Source organism: Arcobacter venerupis (assembly GCF_013201665.1).
Taxonomy (GTDB): domain Bacteria; phylum Campylobacterota; class Campylobacteria; order Campylobacterales; family Arcobacteraceae; genus Aliarcobacter; species Aliarcobacter venerupis.
Window position 1 is genome coordinate 1,814,655 of record NZ_CP053840.1, and the last position, 19,806, is coordinate 1,834,460.

Genomic DNA, 19,806 nt, shown 5'->3' on the forward strand with positions numbered 1-19,806 from the left:
TCAAAACTTCTTCTTTTAATTTTCTAAGATAAAAAAATATTTAAAAGAAATTACCACAACTTTAGTATTACTATTTTATTGTACAAAAGTATTGATACTATATATTTGTAGAAAACATAATTTTATGGAAAGCGATTCTATCGAAGATAAAAAGATAAGGTAGTACAAGATTTTTATACTATATAAAAATCTTATTAAAAAGGATACCTACGAAGACACCTATTAAAAAATCAAATCCCTATAAATAGACACTTAATAAATGGCGACCCCAGCATGATTCGAACATGCGTGTTCTGGAGGAAATCCAGACGTCCTTGGCCACTAGACGACAGGGTCAATTTTTTTAGGAGTAGGATTATATTTTAGTTTGAGTTTGTTTTTGCTTAAAAGTGATTATTATCTTAGTTTCTTTAGGGCTTTTTTCGAGAGTTTTATTATTGTTGAGGCTTTTGTCTCATAAAAACCTTTTTTATCTTCAACTAAAATATCAGCTCCAATTGTTGCAAAATCTTTATCAAAACTTTCAGCTGTTTTATTTGCTGATGTTGAATACAAAATATTGAATTTATGGATAAAATCATAAAAATCAGAATCTTTAGGCACAACTCTGAATGACTTTGTATTTGGATAAATAAAAGTTGTTCTTTTACTATTTCTTACTTTTTTTCTAAAACTTTTTGGAACTCGTGTATGTTGAGTTAAAGTCTTAAAAGAATCTACTGTATGAAGTATTTTTTTTGATGTTGGTCTTTGTTTTATTAAAGAGAGTTTCTCATCATTATAAGATGAGAAACCTACTGTTGTATCAGTTTGTACTAGATAAACTAAAGAAGAATCCATGAATTCTTAATCGTTTAAGAATTCTTGGATTGATTTAGGAGTTGAAACATCATTAGTTTTTAAAACTTTGATTGCTTCAACTGCTGCGTTTGCAGCTGCAACTGTTGTAAAATAAGGAACATTCATTCTAAGAACTGATCTTCTAATATTTTTACCATCATCTTTTGATGCCTCTTTTGCTTCACTTGTATTAATAGCCATTGCAATATCACCATTTGTAAGTAAATCTATGATATTTGGTCTTCCTTCACTAACTTTTAATACTTTTTCACACTCAACACCAGCTTCATTTATAGTAGTATAAGTTCCACCAGTTGCTACGATTGTAAAGCCATTTTCAGCTAAACCTTTTGCAATACTTGGAGCAAACTCTTTATCTAAATCACATAATGAAATAAATACTTTTCCACCTTTTGGAAGGTCATTTTTTGCAGCAGTTTGTGATTTAGCAAAAGCCATTCCAAAGCTATCAGAAATACCCATAACTTCACCAGTTGATTTCATTTCAGGACTTAATAATAAATCAGCACCTGAAAGTTTATTAAATGGGAATACAGCTTCTTTAACAGCCACGTGACCTTTTAATTTTGGTTTTAATACTCCATTACCCTCAGTTACAATATCTTTATCATATACTGCAAGTGCGTCTCTTAAAGTTTCACCCCACATAACTCTTGTTGCAACTTTTGCAAGTGGCATACCAGTAGCTTTTGATACAAATGGAACAGTTCTACTAGCTCTTGGATTTACTTCAATTAAATAAATCTCACCTTTGTGAATTGCATATTGAGTATTCATAAGTCCAACAACACCAAGACCTAAAGCCATCTCTTTAGTTTTTGTTTCCAATTGTCTAATTAAATCCTCACTAATTGAGATCGGAGGTAAAGAACAAGCTGAATCACCAGAGTGAATACCAGCTTCTTCTATATGTTGCATAATTCCACCAATATAAACTTCTTTTCCATCACAAATACAATCAACATCAAGCTCAATTGCTCTATCTAAGAATTTGTCAATTAAAACTGGTGCATCATTTGAAACTGAAACTGCTTCATCCATGTATTGTTTTAATTCATCTGTTGAATAAACAATTTTCATTCCACGTCCTCCAAGAACAAATGAAGGTCTTACAAGTACTGGATAACCGATTTTTTCAGCTATTGTGATAGCTTCTGTTACTTCAACAGCTGTTCCATTTTCAGGTTGTAATAATCCGATATTTTCAACAAATGCTGAGAATTTTTTTCTATCTTCTGCTAAATCAATAACTTCAGCAGTTGTTCCTATGATTTTTGCTCCAGCTTTTGTTAAAGCATTTGCAAGTTTTAAAGGAGTTTGTCCACCAAAATGTACAATAACACCATCTGGATTCTCTTTTTCTACTACACTTCTTACGTGTTCGAAATCAATTGGTTCAAAATATAAAACATCTGAAGTATCATAATCTGTTGATACAGTTTCAGGGTTGCAGTTATACATAATTGTTTTTACACCCATTTCATTTAAAGCAAATGATGCGTGTACACAACAATAATCGAACTCGATTCCTTGACCAATTCTATTTGGTCCACCACCAATAATCATTACTTTTTTCTCTGTTGATTCAACTTTTTCAACTTTTGGCAATTTTGTGATATTAGTTGTAGAGTATAAATATGGAGTTAAAGCTTTGAACTCTGCTGCACAAGTATCAACTTCGTTGTACTCAAAATCAACATCTAAAGCTTTTCTAGCTTGATATACATCTTCTTCAGTTTTACCAATTAGATTTGCGATCATTTTATCACTAAATCCATTTGTTTTGATTTTTCTCATAAACTCAGCATCACTTAAAATTGATTCATTTATTGATGTTTCTAAATTAAATATTTCTCTGAATTTAGATAAGAACCATGGGTCAATTTTTGATAATTCAAAAATATCATCATTTGATAAACCTTGTCTCATACCTTCCATTAGGTATAAAAGTCTTTTATCATTTGGTCTTCTAATCTCTTTTTTTATGAAATCAAAATCACCAGCGATTCTATCAAATCCAACAAGTCCAGTTTCTAATGAACAAAGAGCTTTTTGGATAGATTCGTTGAAAGTTCTTCCAATTGCCATTACTTCACCAACTGATTTCATTGAAGTTGTAAGTGTTGAGTCTGCTTTAGGGAATTTTTCAAAAGTAAATCTTGGGATTTTTGTAACAACATAATCAATAACTGGCTCAAATGATGCAGTTGTTCCTGTAATATCGTTTTGAATTTCATCAAGTGTAAATCCAACAGCAAGTAAAGTTGCTACTTTTGCGATTGGATAACCAGTTGCTTTTGATGCAAGTGCAGATGATCTTGAAACTCTTGGATTCATTTCAATTACAATCATTCTTCCAGTATTTGGACAAATTGAGAATTGAACATTTGAACCACCAGTATCAACACCAATTTCTCTAAGAATTGCAAAAGATGCATTTCTCATATCTTGGTATTCTTTATCTGTAAGAGTTAAAGCAGGTGCGATAGTTACAGAATCTCCTGTATGAACACCCATTGGGTCTAAGTTTTCAATAGAACATACGATAATACAGTTATCATTTTTATCTCTGATAACTTCCATCTCGTATTCTTTCCATCCAAGCATAGATTCCATGATTTCAATTTCATTAATTGGAGATGCTTCTATACCGATTTCAGCAAGTTTTTTGAACTCTTCCATGTTATAAGCAACACCAGAACCACCACCTGCAAGGGTAAATGAAGCTCTAGAAATTACTGGAAAACCTATCTCTTTTGCTACTCTCATAGCTTCTTCAACGCTATATGCGTTTGCACTTCTTGGTAAATCCATACCAATTTTTATCATAGCTTCGTTAAAAAGATGTCTATCTTCACCTTTTTTAATAGCATCAGGATGAGCTCCAAGGAAAGCTACACCTTCTAGCATACCCTTGTCATACATTGAAGTTGCGACATTAAGTGCAGTTTGTCCACCCATAGTAGGTAATATAGCATCAATTTTTTCTTTTTCAATTATCTTCGCAACTACAGCTTCTGTAATTGGTTCAATGTAAGTTTTATCAGCAAATTCAGGATCAGTCATGATTGTTGCTGGATTAGAATTAATTAAAACAACTCTATATCCTAATTCTTTCAGCGTTTTTGTAGCTTGTGTACCAGAGTAATCAAACTCGCATGCTTGACCAATAACAATTGGCCCAGAACCGATAAGTAAAATAGACTTTATATCTTCTCTTTTTGGCATAAAAATTCCCCGTATATATATTTTATAAAATTCGGATAGTGTATCTAAAAAGGTCTTAAAATTGGGTTATGTGCCTATTGTTTAGTCATTGCTAATTTTACTGCAAGTGCCACAAAGACAAATGAAGCCAGCTTATTTAAGATCATTTGAGAATTTTCAGATTTGTTAAAAACATTTGCCAAAGTACCTGAAAGAAGTGCAATTGAGCCAAATACTAAAACTGTTGCAATTATAAAAAGCATTCCTAAAAGTATCATCTGAAAAGGTACAAAACCTAAATTTGCATTTGTAAATTGTGGTAAAAAAGCCAAGAAAAAAATAGATACTTTTGGATTTGTAATATTCATTATAATTCCACGATAATAAAGTTTTTTATAATCAATGAATTTATTATTTTTTGTATCAATTTTTTCACTTGAAGCATGGAAAATTTGCCATGCAAGATAAAGAAGATAACCAGCGCCAATTATTTTTAAAATAGTAAATGCAATCACAGAAGTTTGAAAAATAACAGCAACACCTAAACTAACAGCCATAGTGTGAAAAATAAGTCCGGTACATAAACCAAAAACTATCATTAATCCTGATTTTTTTCCTTGAAATATTGATTGTGTTAAAACAAAAATATTATCAGGGCCAGGCACAAGTGCTAATAAAAGTGAAGCCGAGAAGAAAGTTATTATCGTTTCTAGTGAAAGCATTTATTATCCCTATTTTTAAGCTGTTGGAAGATTAAATTTTTTTGTATTAATCACACCCTCATTATCAAATGATAGATAATATAAAACATCTTTTTTTACACTAAGACCAGCTAAATATCTAAGTGCTAGATTTGCTTGAAGTGAGCCAATATGCATAACAATAGGACAAGCAATTCCATTTGGTTTTCTATCATTTATTTGAAAAACTGCTTCATAAGAGGCTTTTTCAAAAAAACAAACTTGCCCATGAAACTCCTCAACACTTCCATAAATCCAAGGTTGATTGTGTTTCATACAATATTCATTTATTGCTGCTCGGGTTGGAAGATTATCAGTTGCATCTATGATTAAATCAAAAGTTAAATCTTTTTTTGCAAACTCTTCAAAACTTTCAGTACAAGCATTTACTTTTACATAAGGACATCTTGATTCCATAAGTTCTTTTAAAACTTCTGCTTTGTATTTTCCATCATCACCAACTTTGAAACCTATTTGTCTATGGATATTATGAACTCCAACCGTATCAAAATCTACAAAAGTAAACTCCCCTATTCCAGAAGCTCCCAAAGCAATTCCAAGTGTACATCCTAGTCCACCACTCCCTATTATTGCAACTTTTTTATTTTGAAGAGAGTCTTGTGTTTCTTGACCCCAAAGTTTTATTTGTCTATTGAAATATTCGTTAAATTCTTCATTCATATTTAATCCTTAGTAAAAAAATATAGTTTATTTTATTATTTTATTTGTAATCATATCAAATTTAGTTTAAATTACTATAAGCAAAATCAAGTATAATAACCCATATATTGTATAATGCAAAAAAAATAAATAAAAGGTAACAAATGAAAAAATATTATATTTTTTTAACTCTATGTATTTTAGCTTTAAATGCTAATTCGGCTTCTACTAATTCTAGCGATAATTATGAGAAATTAAAACAAACCGTAGAGAAAAAATACCAAAATAATGAACCTAAAGAATGGGGAGAAAATGTAACAGGAGTAAAAACAAAACTTAAAACAAAAAACAAAGTTATTGCTCTTACTCTTGATGCTTCAGGAAGAAAAGGTGGAACAGGTTATGATAGTCATCTAATTGCTTATTTAGAAAAAGAACAAATACCTGCGACACTATTCCTTGGTGGAAAATGGATTGATAAAAATATGGAAATTGTAAAAAATCTAGCTTCTAATCCACTTTTTCAAATAGAAAATCATGGATATGAATATAAACCAGCATCTGTAAATGGAAAATCAGTTTATGGCATGGAAGGAACTGCAAATATTTCAGAACTTGTTGATGAGATTGAATTAAACGCAAAAAAAATCGAAGAAATAACTCATAAAAAAACAAGATATTACCGTTCAGGAACAGCTCATTATGATGAAGTTGCTGTAAAAGTTGCAAATAGTTTAAGACATGAAGTTGTTGGTTTTTCTGTATTAGGTGATGCGGGTGCAACATATAGCGCTAAAAAAATCGAAGAAGCATTCGCAAATGTAAAAGGTGGCGAAATTGCAGTAATTCAATTTAATCATCCAGAATCTCACACAAGAGAAGGAATTATAAGAGTTATTAAAAAACTAAAAGAAGAAGGCTACAAATTTGTAAAACTATCTGATTATTCTTTGAAATAATCAGATAGTTTTTTAGGTATATTCGGGTTTTACATCTGCAACTAAAAGTTCATTTTCAATAGCGTTATACTCACTATTTGATGAGATATTACTTTGTGTCCCCATATCATCATAAAATTTTTCTACAAAAGTTATAATTTTATTCAAAACTCTTGGTATGATTTTTTGTCTTTCTAAAAGTTTTGGTTTTACTTTTAGGGTATGTACTATTTCATCTTTTAGAGGAACTCTTTGTTCATAGATATATTTATCTACAACTTTTCGCACTTCTTTGCAATCAAGATTTTCTTCATTACACAACTCTTTATATGCTTGGTCTTTTTGTTCTTCCCAAAACTTATCAAATTCATCTTCAATATCATCTTCATTGATTGAATAAAGATTTTCATTGATAAATTTTTCTATAAGTTCTTTTTTACTTCTTAGTTGTGGATTATTTGTCAAAATATTTGAGATATTATCTCGTTGTCTTTGTTTTTCATCTTCTGTTGAGTCTTTGTATTTTGCCAATAGTTTTAAAATATATGCTACATTTATCTCATCTTTATGGATAAGTTCAAGTTCAAAGTCTACATCTTCAAGTATTGATACTTTTTCACTTCCTTGAGTTCTTTCACTTTTTATTTTCTCATACATATCAAGATATTTTGACTTATAGTCTTCAAACATCTGCTCACTCATAGACAAATCAGACCATTTAAAATCACTAAATCCCTCTAAGATATTTTTTAACCTCATCAATTCTCTGAATGCTTTGATAAATTCCAATTTATCATCTTCGCTTATTAATCTATCTACACTACTAACACTTGGAGCTATTTTTATAAGATTTATAAAAGCTTCATTAAATTTAATAACATACTCTTCATAAGGTTGCATTAGTATAATATCTTTTGCTTCCTCTTTTGAAAAAAGTGCAATTGCATCATCTGTAGCTTTTTTGATATTTCTAAAACAAACAATATTCCCTTGAGATTTTCTTTCATCAAGTATTCTATTTGTTCGCGAAAAAGCTTGAATAAGTCCATGATATTTTAAGCTTTTATCCACATACAAAGTATTTAGTCTTTTACTATCAAATCCAGTTAAAAACATATTTACCACAAGAAGTAAATCCACTTCACCTTTTTTTACTCTTTTTGATAATTCATTGTAATAGTTATAAAAAGTCTTACTATCTTTTGTACTGTATTTTGTCCCAAATATCTTATTATAATCAGCTATATACTCATCAAGTTTTTCACGACTATGTTTATTGATATGCTCTTCATCAATATGTGCTCCATCTGACTCATACAAACCATTTGCATCTTTATCATCTTCATTTGCACTATATGAGAATATTGTTGCTATTTTTAAATTGTGTTCTTTACTTCTAAATGTTTCATAATATTTTGTAAGCATTTCAACACTGCTTACCGTCATCATTGCAGTAAAATCTTTACTATGAGTTTTTCTTCCATGATTAGCGATAATATAATCTACTATTTTTTCAATTCTATCTTCACTTTGTAGTAATTCTTCCCTATCTATATCTTCTACTTCAATATCAATATTTGTAGCACTTCCCTCTTTTTCTTTATATCTTCCTATATACTCAACTGAGAATTTCAAGACATTGTCATCATTGATTGCATCTGTTATTACATATCTATGAAGTCTATCATCAAAAAGGTCTGCTGTGGTTCTTTTGCCCAATTTATTTCCCATAGCATTTTCAGGGAATATTGGTGTTCCTGTAAATCCTATCATTTGATTGTTTGTAAAAAATTTATTGATATTTAGATGTGTTTCACCAAACTGACTTCTATGGCATTCATCAAAGATAAATACTATATGTTTATCTTTTTGTTTTTCCATCTTTTCTAGGTATTGTTTTTTATTTATTGCAGTATTTAATTTTTGTATTGTTGTTACTATTAACTTTGTATCATCACTAAACTGTTTTACTAAAGCTTTTGTATTATCAGTACCATCTACACTTCCATCACTAAATGAGTTAAACTCTTTTGTTGTTTGAAAGTCCAAATCTTTTCTATCTACCACAAAAACTACTTTATCTACTTTTGGCAACTTCATAAGTATTTGTGCTGTTTTAAATGAAGTTAGAGTTTTACCACTTCCTGTTGTATGCCAAATATAGCCATTTCTTTTTGAAGTATTTACTTGTTCTATAATAGCTTCAACCGCGTAAAATTGATAAGGTCGTAAAACCATAAGTATCTTATCAACTTCAGCTAAAACAATATATTTACATATCATCTTAGAGATATGACATCTCTCTAAAAAGAAAGAGGTAAACTCTTCAAGGTTTGTGATATTTTTATTCTCTTTACTTGCCCAAAAAAATGTTTGTTTAAAACTTTGTTTTTTATTGTTGGCATAATATTTTGTATTTACTCCATTGCTAATAATAAAGATTTGAACATAATGAAACAATGCACTATTTGAGCCATAAGAGTGTCTTTGGTATCTATTGATTTGATTAAAAGCTTCTTTGAGTTCTAATCCTCTTCTTTTTAGTTCAATTTGAACAAGTGGGAAACCATTTATCAAAAGAGTTACATCGTATCTGTTTTTGTAAGTTCCATTTATACTGATTTGATTTGTAACTTGAAAAAGGTTTTGACACCAATGTTCACTATCTAAAAATTCAATATAGAATACAGTTCCATCATCACGAGTTAATACATACTTATCTCGTAACTTTTTAGCTTTTTCAAATACACTTCCACCATTTAGATGATTTAATATTCTTTTAAATTCACTTTCACTTATGCTTGTTTTATTATGCTTTTCAAGTTGTGATTTAAGATTTGTTTCTAAATCTTTATCATCTTTTATATCTACTTTTTCATACTTTAAACTAATAAGTTGTTTAATAAGGTTATTTTCAAGTATCGCTTCATTTTGTCTGCTCATTATTATCCTTTACACAAACATCTGTTGTAAAAGTGCTTTTTTAAACTCTTTTGTAGAATTTAACTCTTTTGTTGTTAATTCTATCTTTTTATCTATTGATGATAAGAAGTTTGCTATTTTTGTTTGTTCTTGAATACAAGGGAAAAAAGCTTTATATAAAGAAATTTGAGGAACAGTTAATTGTGGAACACCAGTACTTTCAATAGCAAAATTTATATTATTAATTATTTCTTTCAAAAAACTACTACAAATATTACTTTTAGGTTCAATTACAATTAACCTAACAATTGCATTAAAATTCTCTTTTCTTAAATTTGCATAACCTAAATTACCTCTTCCACTAACCGTCACACAATTTGTTTTATATTGGAAAGTTGTTGCAAATCCATATAATCCTTCTCCTGCTCCATTAGCATATATTGGATAAAAATATTTTTCACATTTTTCTTTTGAATATTCTAATTTATTCAAATCTCCACCAGCAGAAAATTTACCAATATCTCCCAGTCTTTTTTCTTCCCACTCAGGGAATTCACTTCCATCATCAGCTTTAAATCTAATCTCTTGATTAAATATTTTATTCATTACACCTTTTTTATATTCTTGAAGTAATGTTTCTTTTTTTGTTAATTGTTCTATTTTTGTATCAATTGAGGTTAGAAAAGAAGCTATTTTTTCTTGCTCTTGTTTTCCTGAGATATAAATTCTTATTTTTGATAAATCTGTCGAATTTATAGCTGGATAACTTGTACCTGTACATCTTAATAAAACTTTATTCACAAAATTATCAGTATGAAGTTTCTGATATAAAAATTCAGATGATTCATTTGCTCTTATTTGAGCATAACCTGTCGAAGCAACATACTCACCATCTAATTTAAAAAAGTAATTATTCTTTTGATAGGGTCGAACTGTTTGAAATAAAATATCATTAATTGACAATAATCTTTGTGCTCTACTTGGTGCTTCATCTTTTATTATTTCATTTGATTTTACAAGTAAACCCTTTTCAACACTCTCTAAATCTATATAAATAAACTTATTTGGTAATTCTTTTGTTTTTGGATTAATTATAGAAGTTTCTTTTAATTCTTTTTCTTCCCAATCTCCACTAAACTCACTGAATCTCAATTTAGGTATTTTACTCATAACAACATCCTAAAAAGGTGTAGAGATATTTAATTCTCTACAAAACGATGCAATAGTTTCATTTGTTGCTTTCATATCATCTTCTAAAGCTTTTAAATCATTTGAAACTCTATTCAAATCAATAACATCATCTTCTTCAAAAGTATCAACATATCTTGGGATATTTAGATTGTAGTCATTTTCTTTTATCTCTTGTAAACTGGCTTTATAAGAGTATTTATCTTCTTCTTTTCTGTTTGTATAAGTATCAATGATTTTTTCAATATCTTCATCTCTTAAAACATTTTGATTTTTTACCTTTTCAAAGTGTTTTGAAGCATCTATAAATAAAACATCAGCACTATCTTCACGACACTTTTTAAAGACCAAAATACAAGTAGGAATAGAAGTTCCATAAAAAATATTTGCAGGTAATCCAATAACAGCATCAAGATAGTTTCTATCTTCAATCAAATATTCTCTTATATGTCCTTCTGCACCTCCACGAAAAAGTACACCATGGGGAAGAACTACTGCCATAGTTCCATTATCATCAAGATGATAAATCATATGTTGTACAAAAGCAAAATCAGCCTTTGAAGATGGCGCAAGGCGTCCGTATTGAGAAAATCTATCATCACTCAGGTGAAGTGGATTTGCTGACCATTGGGCTGAAAATGGTGGATTTGCAACGATGGCTTCAAATTTTTTATCTAAGTGTTGTGGATGTTCTAGTGTATCTTCTTGTTTTAAGTCAAACTTTCGATAGTGAACATCGTGCATTATCATATTCATACGAGCAAGGTTGAATGTGGTTCTATTTAACTCTTGTCCATAAAAGTTTGATACATCTTTAACCTCTTTTGCTACACGAAGAAGAAGTGAACCTGAACCACAAGTTGGGTCATAAACTGATTTTAGTTTTGTTTTTCCAGAAGTTACGATTTTAGCAAGGATTTTTGAAACTGCTTGAGGTGTATAAAACTCCCCTGCTTTTTTACCTGCATTTGAAGCAAACTGAGCAATTAAATACTCATAAGCATCACCTAAAACATCTCTATCGTGGTTTTTAAGTTCAAAGTTTATATTATCAAGGTGAGCTAAAACTTTTGCTATAAGAGTGTTTTTTTGCTCTTCACTACGACCAAGTTTTTTAGAAGTTAAATCAATATCAGAAAATAAATCTTCAAAATCATCTTCACTCTCATGCCCCATAGTTGAAGACTCAATATTTCGTAAAATTGTAGTCAAATCTTCAAGTATAAAGTTATTTGTATCGCCATTTCCCCTTTGTGCCACGGCAGAAAAAAGTTCATTTGGTTTTAAAAAATATCCAAGTTGTTCGATAGAATCTTCTTTAATAGCATCAAGGTATTGTGCATCTTTTTTTTCATCAAGTGAAGTATAGATAAGTTTATCTTCTTCTAAAAGGTCATTTGCATAGCTTTCCATTTTTTCAGATAGATACTTGTAAAAAATAAATCCAAGAATATAATCCCGAAACTCATCGGCATCCATTTTCCCTCTTAGGGTATTTGCTATATTCCATAGCTGTTGTTCTAATCTTCTTTTATTCTCTTCACCCATATTTGTATATATTTCCTTGATTATTAGTAATATTATTTTACTAAAACTAAGTAGTCAAAGGGCTAAGAAAAGATTTTAATTTGACAAAACACCCTCTTCTTTCAAACTCAAATATCCATCATTTGTGATTATCAAATGGTCAAGTAGTTCGATTCCTAATATCTTTCCACTCTCTTTTAATCTTTTTGTTACATTTATATCTTCATTGCTGGCTTCTAAAATTCCACTTGGATGATTATGAGCTACAATTATACTTGCGCATCTTTTTTCAATTGCGTAAGAAAATACTTCTCTTGGGTGAACTAGGCTTTGATTTAGGATTCCTATTGTTATTATTTTTGTTTGGATTAGATGATTTGCACCATCAAGATATAAAGCCAAAAAATACTCTTGTTGTTTATTTTGATACTCTTTTAACTCCAAATATACATCATTTGAACAGGTTATTTTTTTGTTTTGTTTGATTAAATATCTTTTTGATAATTCGATTGAACTTAATATTTGTGAGGCTTTTGCCATTCCTAAACCATGAATTGAAGATAATTTTTCTAAGCTTAGATTTTCAAAATCCTCTTCAAAAAGTTTTATGATTTCATGGGATAGTTTTATTACATCTTTGCCTTGAACTCCGCTTCCTAAAAGAACGGCTAAAAGTTCATAATCTTTTAGTGCAGTTGCACCTTTTTTGATAAGTTTTTCTCTTGGTTTATCTATGTTTTCTAGTTGTTTGATAGATTTCATAAACTTCTCCTTATTTGTTGAAGAAGTTTATCAAATATTTTTTAGTGCTTAAAAAAATATCTCAATTTGTTATATTTTATTCTTTGTTTGCAGTTGAGAAGATTAGTTTTGCTTCATCAAGAAGTTTTTGAGCGTCTTCTAACTCTTTTACACCTGTTTTATATACTTGAATTGAATCACTTAAAGTAATTTGTGGATTTGATAGTTTTTCTAAAAGCTCTTTTGCTTTTATGATTTTTTCTTCAAAATTTATTTGTTCTAACTCTTTTGTATCTTGCATTTATTTATCCTTTAGTATTTCTCTTACGTGGTCTTCAAACTTCTCAACTTCTACCAAAAACGAATCATGTCCCGATTGGCTTTGCACTAATTTATATGTTACTTTGTCTTCTCGACCTAGTTTTATCATTATATCTCGTATCTCTTCCATCTCTTGCGGGAAAAACAACATATCATCGCTAAAGGCGATTAAATGAAGATTTGCTTGAACTTTATCAAAAGAATCTGCTAATTTATCTTTATTTCTTCCTGCATCAAAAATATTCATTGTTTTGCAAACATACAAATATGAAAGAGGATCAAAAATATTTGGAAAGGCATAAGAGTTATATTCTAAATATTTCTCAACTTCAAATCTTCCAAATAATTCATATAAACCATCAGTTGATGAATAATCTCTTCCAAATCTATTATTAAAAAAGTTAGGACTTAAATAACAAATTAATCCAGCCATTCGCCCAACTGCAAGTCCTGGAAGACCTAAAGCTTGTGGATCATCTTTTTTATAGTTTCCATTTTTAAATAATGGGTCATGTCTTATAGCTTCCATTCCAATTTTATTAAAAGCTATTGCCCAAGGTCTAGTGTATGCAGTTGTAGCTAATGCAATAACATCTTTTGCAAAAGTTGGCTGTTCGATTGCATAACAAAGAGCTTGCATTCCACCCATACTTCCACCAATTACAGCCACGGCATTTGAAATACCTAATCTTTTGTATAGTTTCATTTGAGCTTTTACAATATCTGAAATTGCAAGAACTGGGAATTTTAATCTATACTCTTTTTTTGTTGAAGGGTCTATACTCATAGGATTTGTAGAACCAAAAGAACTTCCAATATTATTTGAACAAATTACAAAATATTTTCTTGTATCTATTGCTTTTCCATCACCTATAAATTTATCCCACCATCCAGGTTTCGCTTCATCTGCATATCGTCCAGCTGCATGATGACTTCCTGACAAAGCATGACAAATAACAATTACATTTGATTTATCTTCATTTAATTCACCGTAAGTTTCATAAATGATTTGGAAAGACTCTAAAAGTCGTCCACTCTCTAAATATAAAGGTTCATTAAATTTTGCAATATTTGTCTCTATCTTCAAACTTTTTCCAATCTATTTTTGTTAAATTAAGGTTCGTATGGTATCAAAACTATCATAAGACTATGATTTATTATTTAATTACACCTTATACAAATCCTCAAGATTTACTTTCATAAGTTCTTGCCAAGGTAAACTTGGTGACCAAATATCAAATATTGATAAATCAATTTGCTCAAATGGCGTTCTTAAAATATATTTATGATAGACATACATAAAAGCACTTACTCTATAATTTTTTGCACAGTGAACCCAAACTTTATTTCCTCCAAGTGCTTGTAATGTATTTAAAAATAGTTTTAAATCACTTAGCTTTGGATTCTCAAAATTCACAGGAATATGAAAATAACTCATACCTAAATCTGTTACAACTTTGTTTTCATTTTCAATTGCATTTGAAGCATTGTATAAAGCCAGATTTATAACCACTTCAAAACCTTGATCTTGAATTAACTCAAATTGTTCTGCTTTTGGTTGACCTGATGTCGAAATAAGCTCATTTATTTTGATGTAATTTAAAATTGTTTCCATACTAGCTCCTTTGCATTTTTTATCATTGTATGATTTTCTTTCTTATTCATAAGTAAATTTATATATAATTGTCCATAAAAAAGATATTTAGTAGGATTTGAAAATGAATATGATAATGGCAAAATCAACAAATGCAATAAATGCATATAATTTAGTAAAAACTTTACAAAAAAGATTTGTTGATAAACTTGATATTTTAAGTGCTAAATTTGGAGAAAATAAAAGATTTGAAGATGTAATTTGGCTAAGAGAAAATGGACTTTGTGGTGGTGGAGATAGATTTGAAGCGAGGGACGAAGTTTTATTTAACACAGCAAGTGTAAATGTTTCTCAAGTTCACTATGACAAACTTCCGAATAAAAGTTTGCAAAGTGCAACAGCAATTTCAACTATTATTCATCCTAAAAATCCCAATGTTCCATCAATTCATATGCACATTAGTTTAACATGTTTAAGGGATGGAAACTCTTATTGGCGAATTATGGCTGATTTAAATCCAAGTCTTGAAAATAATGAAGATAAAAAAATATTTGATGCTTGTTTAAAAGAAATTACAAAAGAAAACTATGAAGAAGGAACAAAACAAGGGGAAAAATATTTTTTTATTCCAGCTTTAAATAGACATAGAGGTGTTTCTCATTTTTATTTAGAAAACTATAAAACTTTGGATAATCAAAAAGATTTTGATTTTGCCATGGATTTTGGTAAAGCTGTTATTGATACATATATAAATATAATTGCAAATGCTTTTGAGACGAGACAAACATTTAGTGTTTTAGATATTAAAAAACAGCTTGATTACCACACTTTATATCTTTTTCAAGTTTTAACACTTGATAGAGGTACAACTTCAGGACTTTTGGTACATGATCAAAATGATGTAGGGATTATGGGATCACTTCCTAAATTTGTAAATAAGGCTTTATTACAAACTTGGATTGTAAAAATACAAATCCCACAAAATGAATTGTTAAAAAATATTATTGATAATATTGAAAATGATGGAGTAATAAATACTCAAATAAAAGAGAAGTTAGCGCAAGTTGTGAGAATTCATTATAAAAATTACCCAGATGCACTAAAATATCAAGCAAGCGGAATGATAATTCCAAATACAGTAAATAATCACATTAAATAAAAGGAAATAATTATGAATGTAATAGAACAGTTAGAAAAGTTATTAAAAACTGAGGTTTTGATTCAAGTAAATGAAGAGATAAAAGTAATAGAAAAATTTCTTTTAAAACAAAAAGATAGTGAAGACTTAAAAGTTGAATTAGATTACATGTTAGATGTAAAAAAATATTATGAGCAAGTTTTATTGCATATTGATAAAAAGATTCTAAGTGAAGAAGACGCTGTTAAAATTCTTCAAGATTTAGAAGATATGAGAGATGATGAGGATGATATATAAAAATGTTTGATTTGGAAATTTATGAAATAGTTAATATTTTAGGTTTATTTATAGGAATTGCTTTTGGTGTGATTGCTCAAAAAAACCAGTTTTGTTTTAGTGGTTCAATAAAAGATTATATTCTTACAAAATCTACAAAAAGAGGTGCTTCTGTTATTATGGCTATGATTATTGCCATAGTGTCTACAACTTTGATGGCAAATCATTTTGATATTGATTTAACTCAATCAAATTATTTTAAAAGTAATATAAATTATTTTGCAATAATTTTCGGTGGATTACTTTTTGGAACAGGAATGATGGTTGCAGATGGTTGTAGTAGTAGAAGTTTAGTTAAATATGGGCAAGGCGATTCAAATGCTTTGATTACTTTAATATTTATTGCTATTTTTGCTTATGCAACTACAAAAGGCTTGTTATATGGAGTTTTAAGTCCATTTACAAATAATCCTTTTTTAATAGAACTGTCATCATATATCAAAAATGTTCAAATGAATATATTTGTAGTTTTAGCTATTTTAATAGTGATTTTATTAGTTTTAGTAAAAAAAGTAAAAAGAATTTTTTCTTTAGTTGATGGAGCTTTAATTGGATTATTAGTGAGTATTGCTTGGTTTGTAAGTGGTTATATTGGAGCAGATAGTATGGAAAGAGAAATTGAACTTTCTAGTATTACTTTTGTTTATCCAACTGCTAAAACATTAGAGTTATTTACATATTATCAAGTAAATGAATTATCATTTGGAATTACAATTATTTGTGGTGTATTAGTTGGAACTTTTCTTATGTCTTTTATAAACAGAAAATATAGTTTTGGATGTACGTCAACTCAAACTTTTAATAAAGTAAAATATAATATGATTGGTGGAGCTTTAATGGGAACTGGTGGAATTTTAGCCATTGGTTGTACAGTTGGACAAGGTTTATCTGGACTTTCAACTTTGGCATTTTCTTCAGCACTTGCAATTATATCTATTTTTGTATCAGGTTTGATTACTGCTAAAATTTTAAATAAATATGATAAATTGCCAATGTGTTTTATATTTGAATGGGATGATGATAAGAAAAATAAACCTATAGATTTCCAAATCTAATAGGCATAAAAAAAGGCTTTAAACTTTCGTTTAAAGCCTTTTTTTTAAGAGATTAGTTCAATTGATATTGAACTATGTAATCTCTCATTAAAGGTGGTGTATCATAATAATTTTCATTGCTATCAGCTAAAAGAGCATTATTTTGATTATTCGCATCTTCTGTTCCTTCTGTTGCTTCTTCATGTTCATCATTTTTTGATTCAAATCCAGTTGCAACAATAGTTATTTTTACTTCATCTTTTTCTAGTGTACTATCAGAAGTTGTACCAAAAATAATCTCAGCATTAGAATCCATTCTATCGTTAATAGTTCCCATTACATCATTAATTGCAAATAATGAAACTTGTGGATGAATATTAAAGTGAATTAAAATACCTTTTGCTCCATTTAATGAAACTTTATCGAGTAAAGGAGAATCAATAGCATCTTCTAAAGCTCTTTGAGCAGCGTTTTCACCCTTTGCTCTCCCTATTCCCATTAATGCCATACCTTTATGTTGCATGATTGTTTTAACGTCTGCAAAGTCTGTATTAATATCAGAATTACCTGGATTTAAAATAACTTCAGACATTCCATTTACAGCTTGGTATAAAATATTATCAATGATTTTGAAAGCGTCTTTCATCCCAACATTTTCATCAATAATTTCTAATAATCTGTCATTTGGTACAATAATGATTGAATCACTTACTTTTTTAAGTTCTTCAAGTCCAAGATTTGCTAAACCTGCTCTTTTTTTACCTTCCCACGTAAATGGTTTTGTAACAACAGAAACAGTTAATGCTCCGATTTCTTTTGCAGCTTTTGCAATTATTGCAGCAGCTCCAGTTCCAGTTCCACCACCAAGACCAGCAGCAATAAAAATAATATCAGCACCTTTTAAAGTAGCTTTTATCTCTTCATAACTTTCAACAGCTGAATCTCGTCCAACTTCCGGTTTCATACCAGCACCTAAACCTTTTGTAAGTTTAAGTCCTAATTGTATTTTTTTTGGAGCTTTTGAGATATGTAAAACTTGTAAATCTGTGTTGGCAGCAATTAAATCAATTTTATGAGAACCCTCATTTATCATGTGGTTAATCATATTACAACCACCACCACCTACTCCAATAACAGCAATTTTTGCTACATTATCAGATAGAACTTTGCTTGGCATATCCACTTTTATATCGTCAACTCTAAATAAATTTTCCATTAAAACCACTCCGATACTTTATTCCAGAATTTTGAAACGCCCTTTTTCTTATCTCTTACTAAAGGTGTTAAAATTGTAGAATTATCTTTTATTTGAATTTCTTCTCTAACATGTTGTGTCATTGGTTTTTCAGAAGTATTTTCAACAACTGAAATCTTTGGCTCCATCATTCTATCTTTTTTTAGTGGCTTAACAAGTTTTTTACTTGAGTCTAATTGATAACTTCTATTAGTTCCTAAAGAGTAGAATAATAATCCAACTATTGTAGCCATATTAGCTTCATCGAAACTCATAAAACCATTTTTAATGTTTTTAGGATTTGATACACTAATTGGAATACCTTCATAAATTTTTTCAGCAAGTTTTTTGATACCATCAAGATAACTCATTCCACCAGTTATTACAATACCTGAACCTGTATTATCTAAATGTCCACTTTTTTTAAGTTTATTTTTTACTAAAACTAAAACTTCTTCAACACGTGCATGAATAATTGTTTGAATATAATCAAGTGCAACTTCAGAAATACTCTCTTCATCACCAATTCTTGGAATTTTAACTTTTGTAACACCTAATTCGTTGTTTGGAGAGTAGTTTCTTAATAGTGAACCATATTCAAGTTTTATTTTTTCTGCTGCTGAGGGAGGAGTATGTAACATAACAGATAAGTCATTTGTAATATGGTTTGAACCAACAGGAATAAAACCATTAAAGATAATTGAATTACCTTTAAAATATACAAATTCTGTAGTTGTAGCACCTAAATTAATAACAATAGCTCCAAACTTTTTTTGTTGATCATCAAGAACAGCTAAAGCTGATGAATAAGAATCTAAAACAAATTTAACGATTTCAATTCCAGATGTTTTAAGTGCTGATTTTATATTTGTTAAAGCTGTTCTTTTTGCAGTTACAATATAAACAGAAACTTCAAGTCGGCTCCCATTCATATTTAAAGGATTATCAACTTCAACAGAATCATCAACTTTAAAAAATATTGGAACAACATGTACAACTTCATATTCAGGAACTATCGTTGCATTATACAAAGCCATTTGCATAACTTGATTTATTTCTGTTTCAGTAATAAGACCATTTGGAACATTAACTGAACCACTACTTCTTATACTTTTTGAATAACTTCCAGAAATAGAGACAACAGTTGTATCTATTAATTCTGTAGTTGTTCTTTTTGCTATTGAAACTGCATCTTTTATAGCTTTTGAAGCTTCTTCAATATTTATTATAAGACCTTTATTAATTCCGCCACTTCTTTGAATACCAGTACCTAATATATTTATATTATATTCTAAATCATGTTTTGCAATAACTGCTGTAATATTAGATGAACCAATATCAATTGCTAGAAAAGTATTATTCAAT

The 19,806-nt window shown here is 29.2% G+C and carries 17 protein-coding genes and 1 tRNA gene; 4 read left to right on the plus strand and 14 right to left on the minus strand.

Annotation, left to right across the window (positions count from 1 at the left end):
- Positions 1-260 precede the first annotated feature (260 nt).
- From AVENP_RS09090 to AVENP_RS09110, 5 genes are all read right to left on the minus strand, one after another.
- Positions 261-336, minus strand: a tRNA-Glu gene (locus AVENP_RS09090).
- Positions 337-396: 60 nt separating this feature from the next.
- Positions 397-840: a Sua5 YciO YrdC YwlC family protein gene (locus AVENP_RS09095; protein ID WP_128358078.1), complete on the minus strand. Its 444-nt coding sequence runs from the start codon at positions 838-840 to the stop codon at positions 397-399.
- A gap of 6 nt (positions 841-846) precedes the next feature.
- Positions 847-4,089 (minus strand): carbamoyl-phosphate synthase large subunit, encoded by a 3,243-nt coding sequence (carB, locus tag AVENP_RS09100; RefSeq protein WP_128358077.1) that lies wholly within the window; start codon positions 4,087-4,089, stop codon positions 847-849.
- Between the two features lie 74 nt (positions 4,090-4,163).
- Positions 4,164-4,790: a LysE family translocator gene (locus AVENP_RS09105; protein ID WP_128358076.1), complete on the minus strand. Its 627-nt coding sequence runs from the start codon at positions 4,788-4,790 to the stop codon at positions 4,164-4,166.
- A 15-nt stretch (positions 4,791-4,805) separates the two neighbouring features.
- Complete coding sequence (locus AVENP_RS09110) at positions 4,806-5,489, minus strand: HesA/MoeB/ThiF family protein (protein WP_128358075.1); 684 nt, start codon at positions 5,487-5,489, stop codon at positions 4,806-4,808.
- Between the two features lie 143 nt (positions 5,490-5,632).
- Here AVENP_RS09110 and AVENP_RS09115 point away from each other — a divergent pair, with 143 nt between their 5' ends.
- The gene (locus AVENP_RS09115; RefSeq protein ID WP_128358074.1) at positions 5,633-6,427 is read left to right on the plus strand and encodes a polysaccharide deacetylase family protein; all 795 of its coding nucleotides are present in this window, start codon (positions 5,633-5,635) and stop codon (positions 6,425-6,427) included.
- A 12-nt stretch (positions 6,428-6,439) separates the two neighbouring features.
- Here the strand turns inward: AVENP_RS09115 and AVENP_RS09120 are convergent, their stop codons facing one another.
- From AVENP_RS09120 to AVENP_RS09150, 7 genes are all read right to left on the minus strand, one after another.
- Complete coding sequence (locus tag AVENP_RS09120; protein WP_128358073.1) at positions 6,440-9,349, minus strand: type I restriction endonuclease subunit R; 2,910 nt, start codon at positions 9,347-9,349, stop codon at positions 6,440-6,442.
- Positions 9,350-9,358: 9 nt separating this feature from the next.
- A complete protein-coding gene (locus tag AVENP_RS09125; RefSeq protein WP_128358072.1) occupies positions 9,359-10,498 on the minus strand; it encodes a restriction endonuclease subunit S in 1,140 nt (379 codons plus the stop codon).
- Positions 10,499-10,507: 9 nt separating this feature from the next.
- A complete protein-coding gene (locus tag AVENP_RS09130; protein ID WP_128358071.1) occupies positions 10,508-12,064 on the minus strand; it encodes a type I restriction-modification system subunit M in 1,557 nt (518 codons plus the stop codon).
- A 75-nt stretch (positions 12,065-12,139) separates the two neighbouring features.
- Positions 12,140-12,805, minus strand: a complete 666-nt coding sequence (gene radC / locus AVENP_RS09135; RefSeq protein WP_128358070.1) for a RadC family protein — start codon at positions 12,803-12,805, stop codon at positions 12,140-12,142.
- A gap of 76 nt (positions 12,806-12,881) precedes the next feature.
- On the minus strand, positions 12,882-13,085 hold the full coding sequence (gene xseB, locus AVENP_RS09140) for an exodeoxyribonuclease VII small subunit (protein ID WP_128358069.1): 204 nt from the start codon (positions 13,083-13,085) through the stop codon (positions 12,882-12,884).
- On the minus strand, positions 13,086-14,192 hold the full coding sequence (gene metX / locus AVENP_RS09145) for a homoserine O-acetyltransferase MetX (RefSeq protein ID WP_128358068.1): 1,107 nt from the start codon (positions 14,190-14,192) through the stop codon (positions 13,086-13,088).
- A gap of 78 nt (positions 14,193-14,270) precedes the next feature.
- On the minus strand, positions 14,271-14,720 hold the full coding sequence (locus tag AVENP_RS09150) for a protein tyrosine phosphatase family protein (protein WP_128358067.1): 450 nt from the start codon (positions 14,718-14,720) through the stop codon (positions 14,271-14,273).
- A 103-nt stretch (positions 14,721-14,823) separates the two neighbouring features.
- On the opposite strand from AVENP_RS09150, the gene AVENP_RS09155 reads away from it, so the two are divergent.
- The 3 genes from AVENP_RS09155 to AVENP_RS09165 are packed head-to-tail and all read left to right on the plus strand — an operon-like array spanning position 14,824 to position 17,228.
- A complete protein-coding gene (locus tag AVENP_RS09155) occupies positions 14,824-15,858 on the plus strand; it encodes a coproporphyrinogen III oxidase (RefSeq protein ID WP_128358066.1) in 1,035 nt (344 codons plus the stop codon).
- Positions 15,859-15,870: 12 nt separating this feature from the next.
- On the plus strand, positions 15,871-16,134 hold the full coding sequence (locus AVENP_RS09160; protein ID WP_128358065.1) for a hypothetical protein: 264 nt from the start codon (positions 15,871-15,873) through the stop codon (positions 16,132-16,134).
- A gap of 2 nt (positions 16,135-16,136) precedes the next feature.
- A complete protein-coding gene (locus tag AVENP_RS09165; RefSeq protein ID WP_128358064.1) occupies positions 16,137-17,228 on the plus strand; it encodes a YeeE/YedE family protein in 1,092 nt (363 codons plus the stop codon).
- A gap of 52 nt (positions 17,229-17,280) precedes the next feature.
- Here the strand turns inward: AVENP_RS09165 and ftsZ are convergent, their stop codons facing one another.
- Complete coding sequence (gene ftsZ, locus AVENP_RS09170; protein WP_128358063.1) at positions 17,281-18,423, minus strand: cell division protein FtsZ; 1,143 nt, start codon at positions 18,421-18,423, stop codon at positions 17,281-17,283.
- Complete coding sequence (gene ftsA / locus AVENP_RS09175; RefSeq protein WP_128358062.1) at positions 18,423-19,805, minus strand: cell division protein FtsA; 1,383 nt, start codon at positions 19,803-19,805, stop codon at positions 18,423-18,425. Before ftsA ends, ftsZ begins: the two co-directional genes overlap by 1 nt.
- Between the last annotated feature and the right edge of the window lies 1 nt (position 19,806).

What these genes read in the sequence shown, in the direction of transcription:
- radC (WP_128358070.1), bottom strand. Translation starts at nt 12,805, where the DNA reads ATGAAATCTATCAAACAACTAGAAAACATAGATAAACCAAGAGAAAAA.
- AVENP_RS09130 (WP_128358071.1), bottom strand. Translation starts at nt 12,064, where the DNA reads ATGGGTGAAGAGAATAAAAGAAGATTAGAACAACAGCTATGGAATATA.
- AVENP_RS09095 (WP_128358078.1), bottom strand. Translation starts at nt 840, where the DNA reads ATGGATTCTTCTTTAGTTTATCTAGTACAAACTGATACAACAGTAGGT.
- carB (WP_128358077.1), bottom strand. Translation starts at nt 4,089, where the DNA reads ATGCCAAAAAGAGAAGATATAAAGTCTATTTTACTTATCGGTTCTGGG.
- ftsZ (WP_128358063.1), bottom strand. Translation starts at nt 18,423, where the DNA reads ATGGAAAATTTATTTAGAGTTGACGATATAAAAGTGGATATGCCAAGC.
- AVENP_RS09105 (WP_128358076.1), bottom strand. Translation starts at nt 4,790, where the DNA reads ATGCTTTCACTAGAAACGATAATAACTTTCTTCTCGGCTTCACTTTTA.
- AVENP_RS09155 (WP_128358066.1), top strand. Translation starts at nt 14,824, where the DNA reads ATGAATATGATAATGGCAAAATCAACAAATGCAATAAATGCATATAAT.
- AVENP_RS09165 (WP_128358064.1), top strand. Translation starts at nt 16,137, where the DNA reads ATGTTTGATTTGGAAATTTATGAAATAGTTAATATTTTAGGTTTATTT.
- xseB (WP_128358069.1), bottom strand. Translation starts at nt 13,085, where the DNA reads ATGCAAGATACAAAAGAGTTAGAACAAATAAATTTTGAAGAAAAAATC.
- AVENP_RS09120 (WP_128358073.1), bottom strand. Translation starts at nt 9,349, where the DNA reads ATGAGCAGACAAAATGAAGCGATACTTGAAAATAACCTTATTAAACAA.
- AVENP_RS09150 (WP_128358067.1), bottom strand. Translation starts at nt 14,720, where the DNA reads ATGGAAACAATTTTAAATTACATCAAAATAAATGAGCTTATTTCGACA.
- AVENP_RS09125 (WP_128358072.1), bottom strand. Translation starts at nt 10,498, where the DNA reads ATGAGTAAAATACCTAAATTGAGATTCAGTGAGTTTAGTGGAGATTGG.
- AVENP_RS09110 (WP_128358075.1), bottom strand. Translation starts at nt 5,489, where the DNA reads ATGAATGAAGAATTTAACGAATATTTCAATAGACAAATAAAACTTTGG.
- AVENP_RS09115 (WP_128358074.1), top strand. Translation starts at nt 5,633, where the DNA reads ATGAAAAAATATTATATTTTTTTAACTCTATGTATTTTAGCTTTAAAT.
- AVENP_RS09160 (WP_128358065.1), top strand. Translation starts at nt 15,871, where the DNA reads ATGAATGTAATAGAACAGTTAGAAAAGTTATTAAAAACTGAGGTTTTG.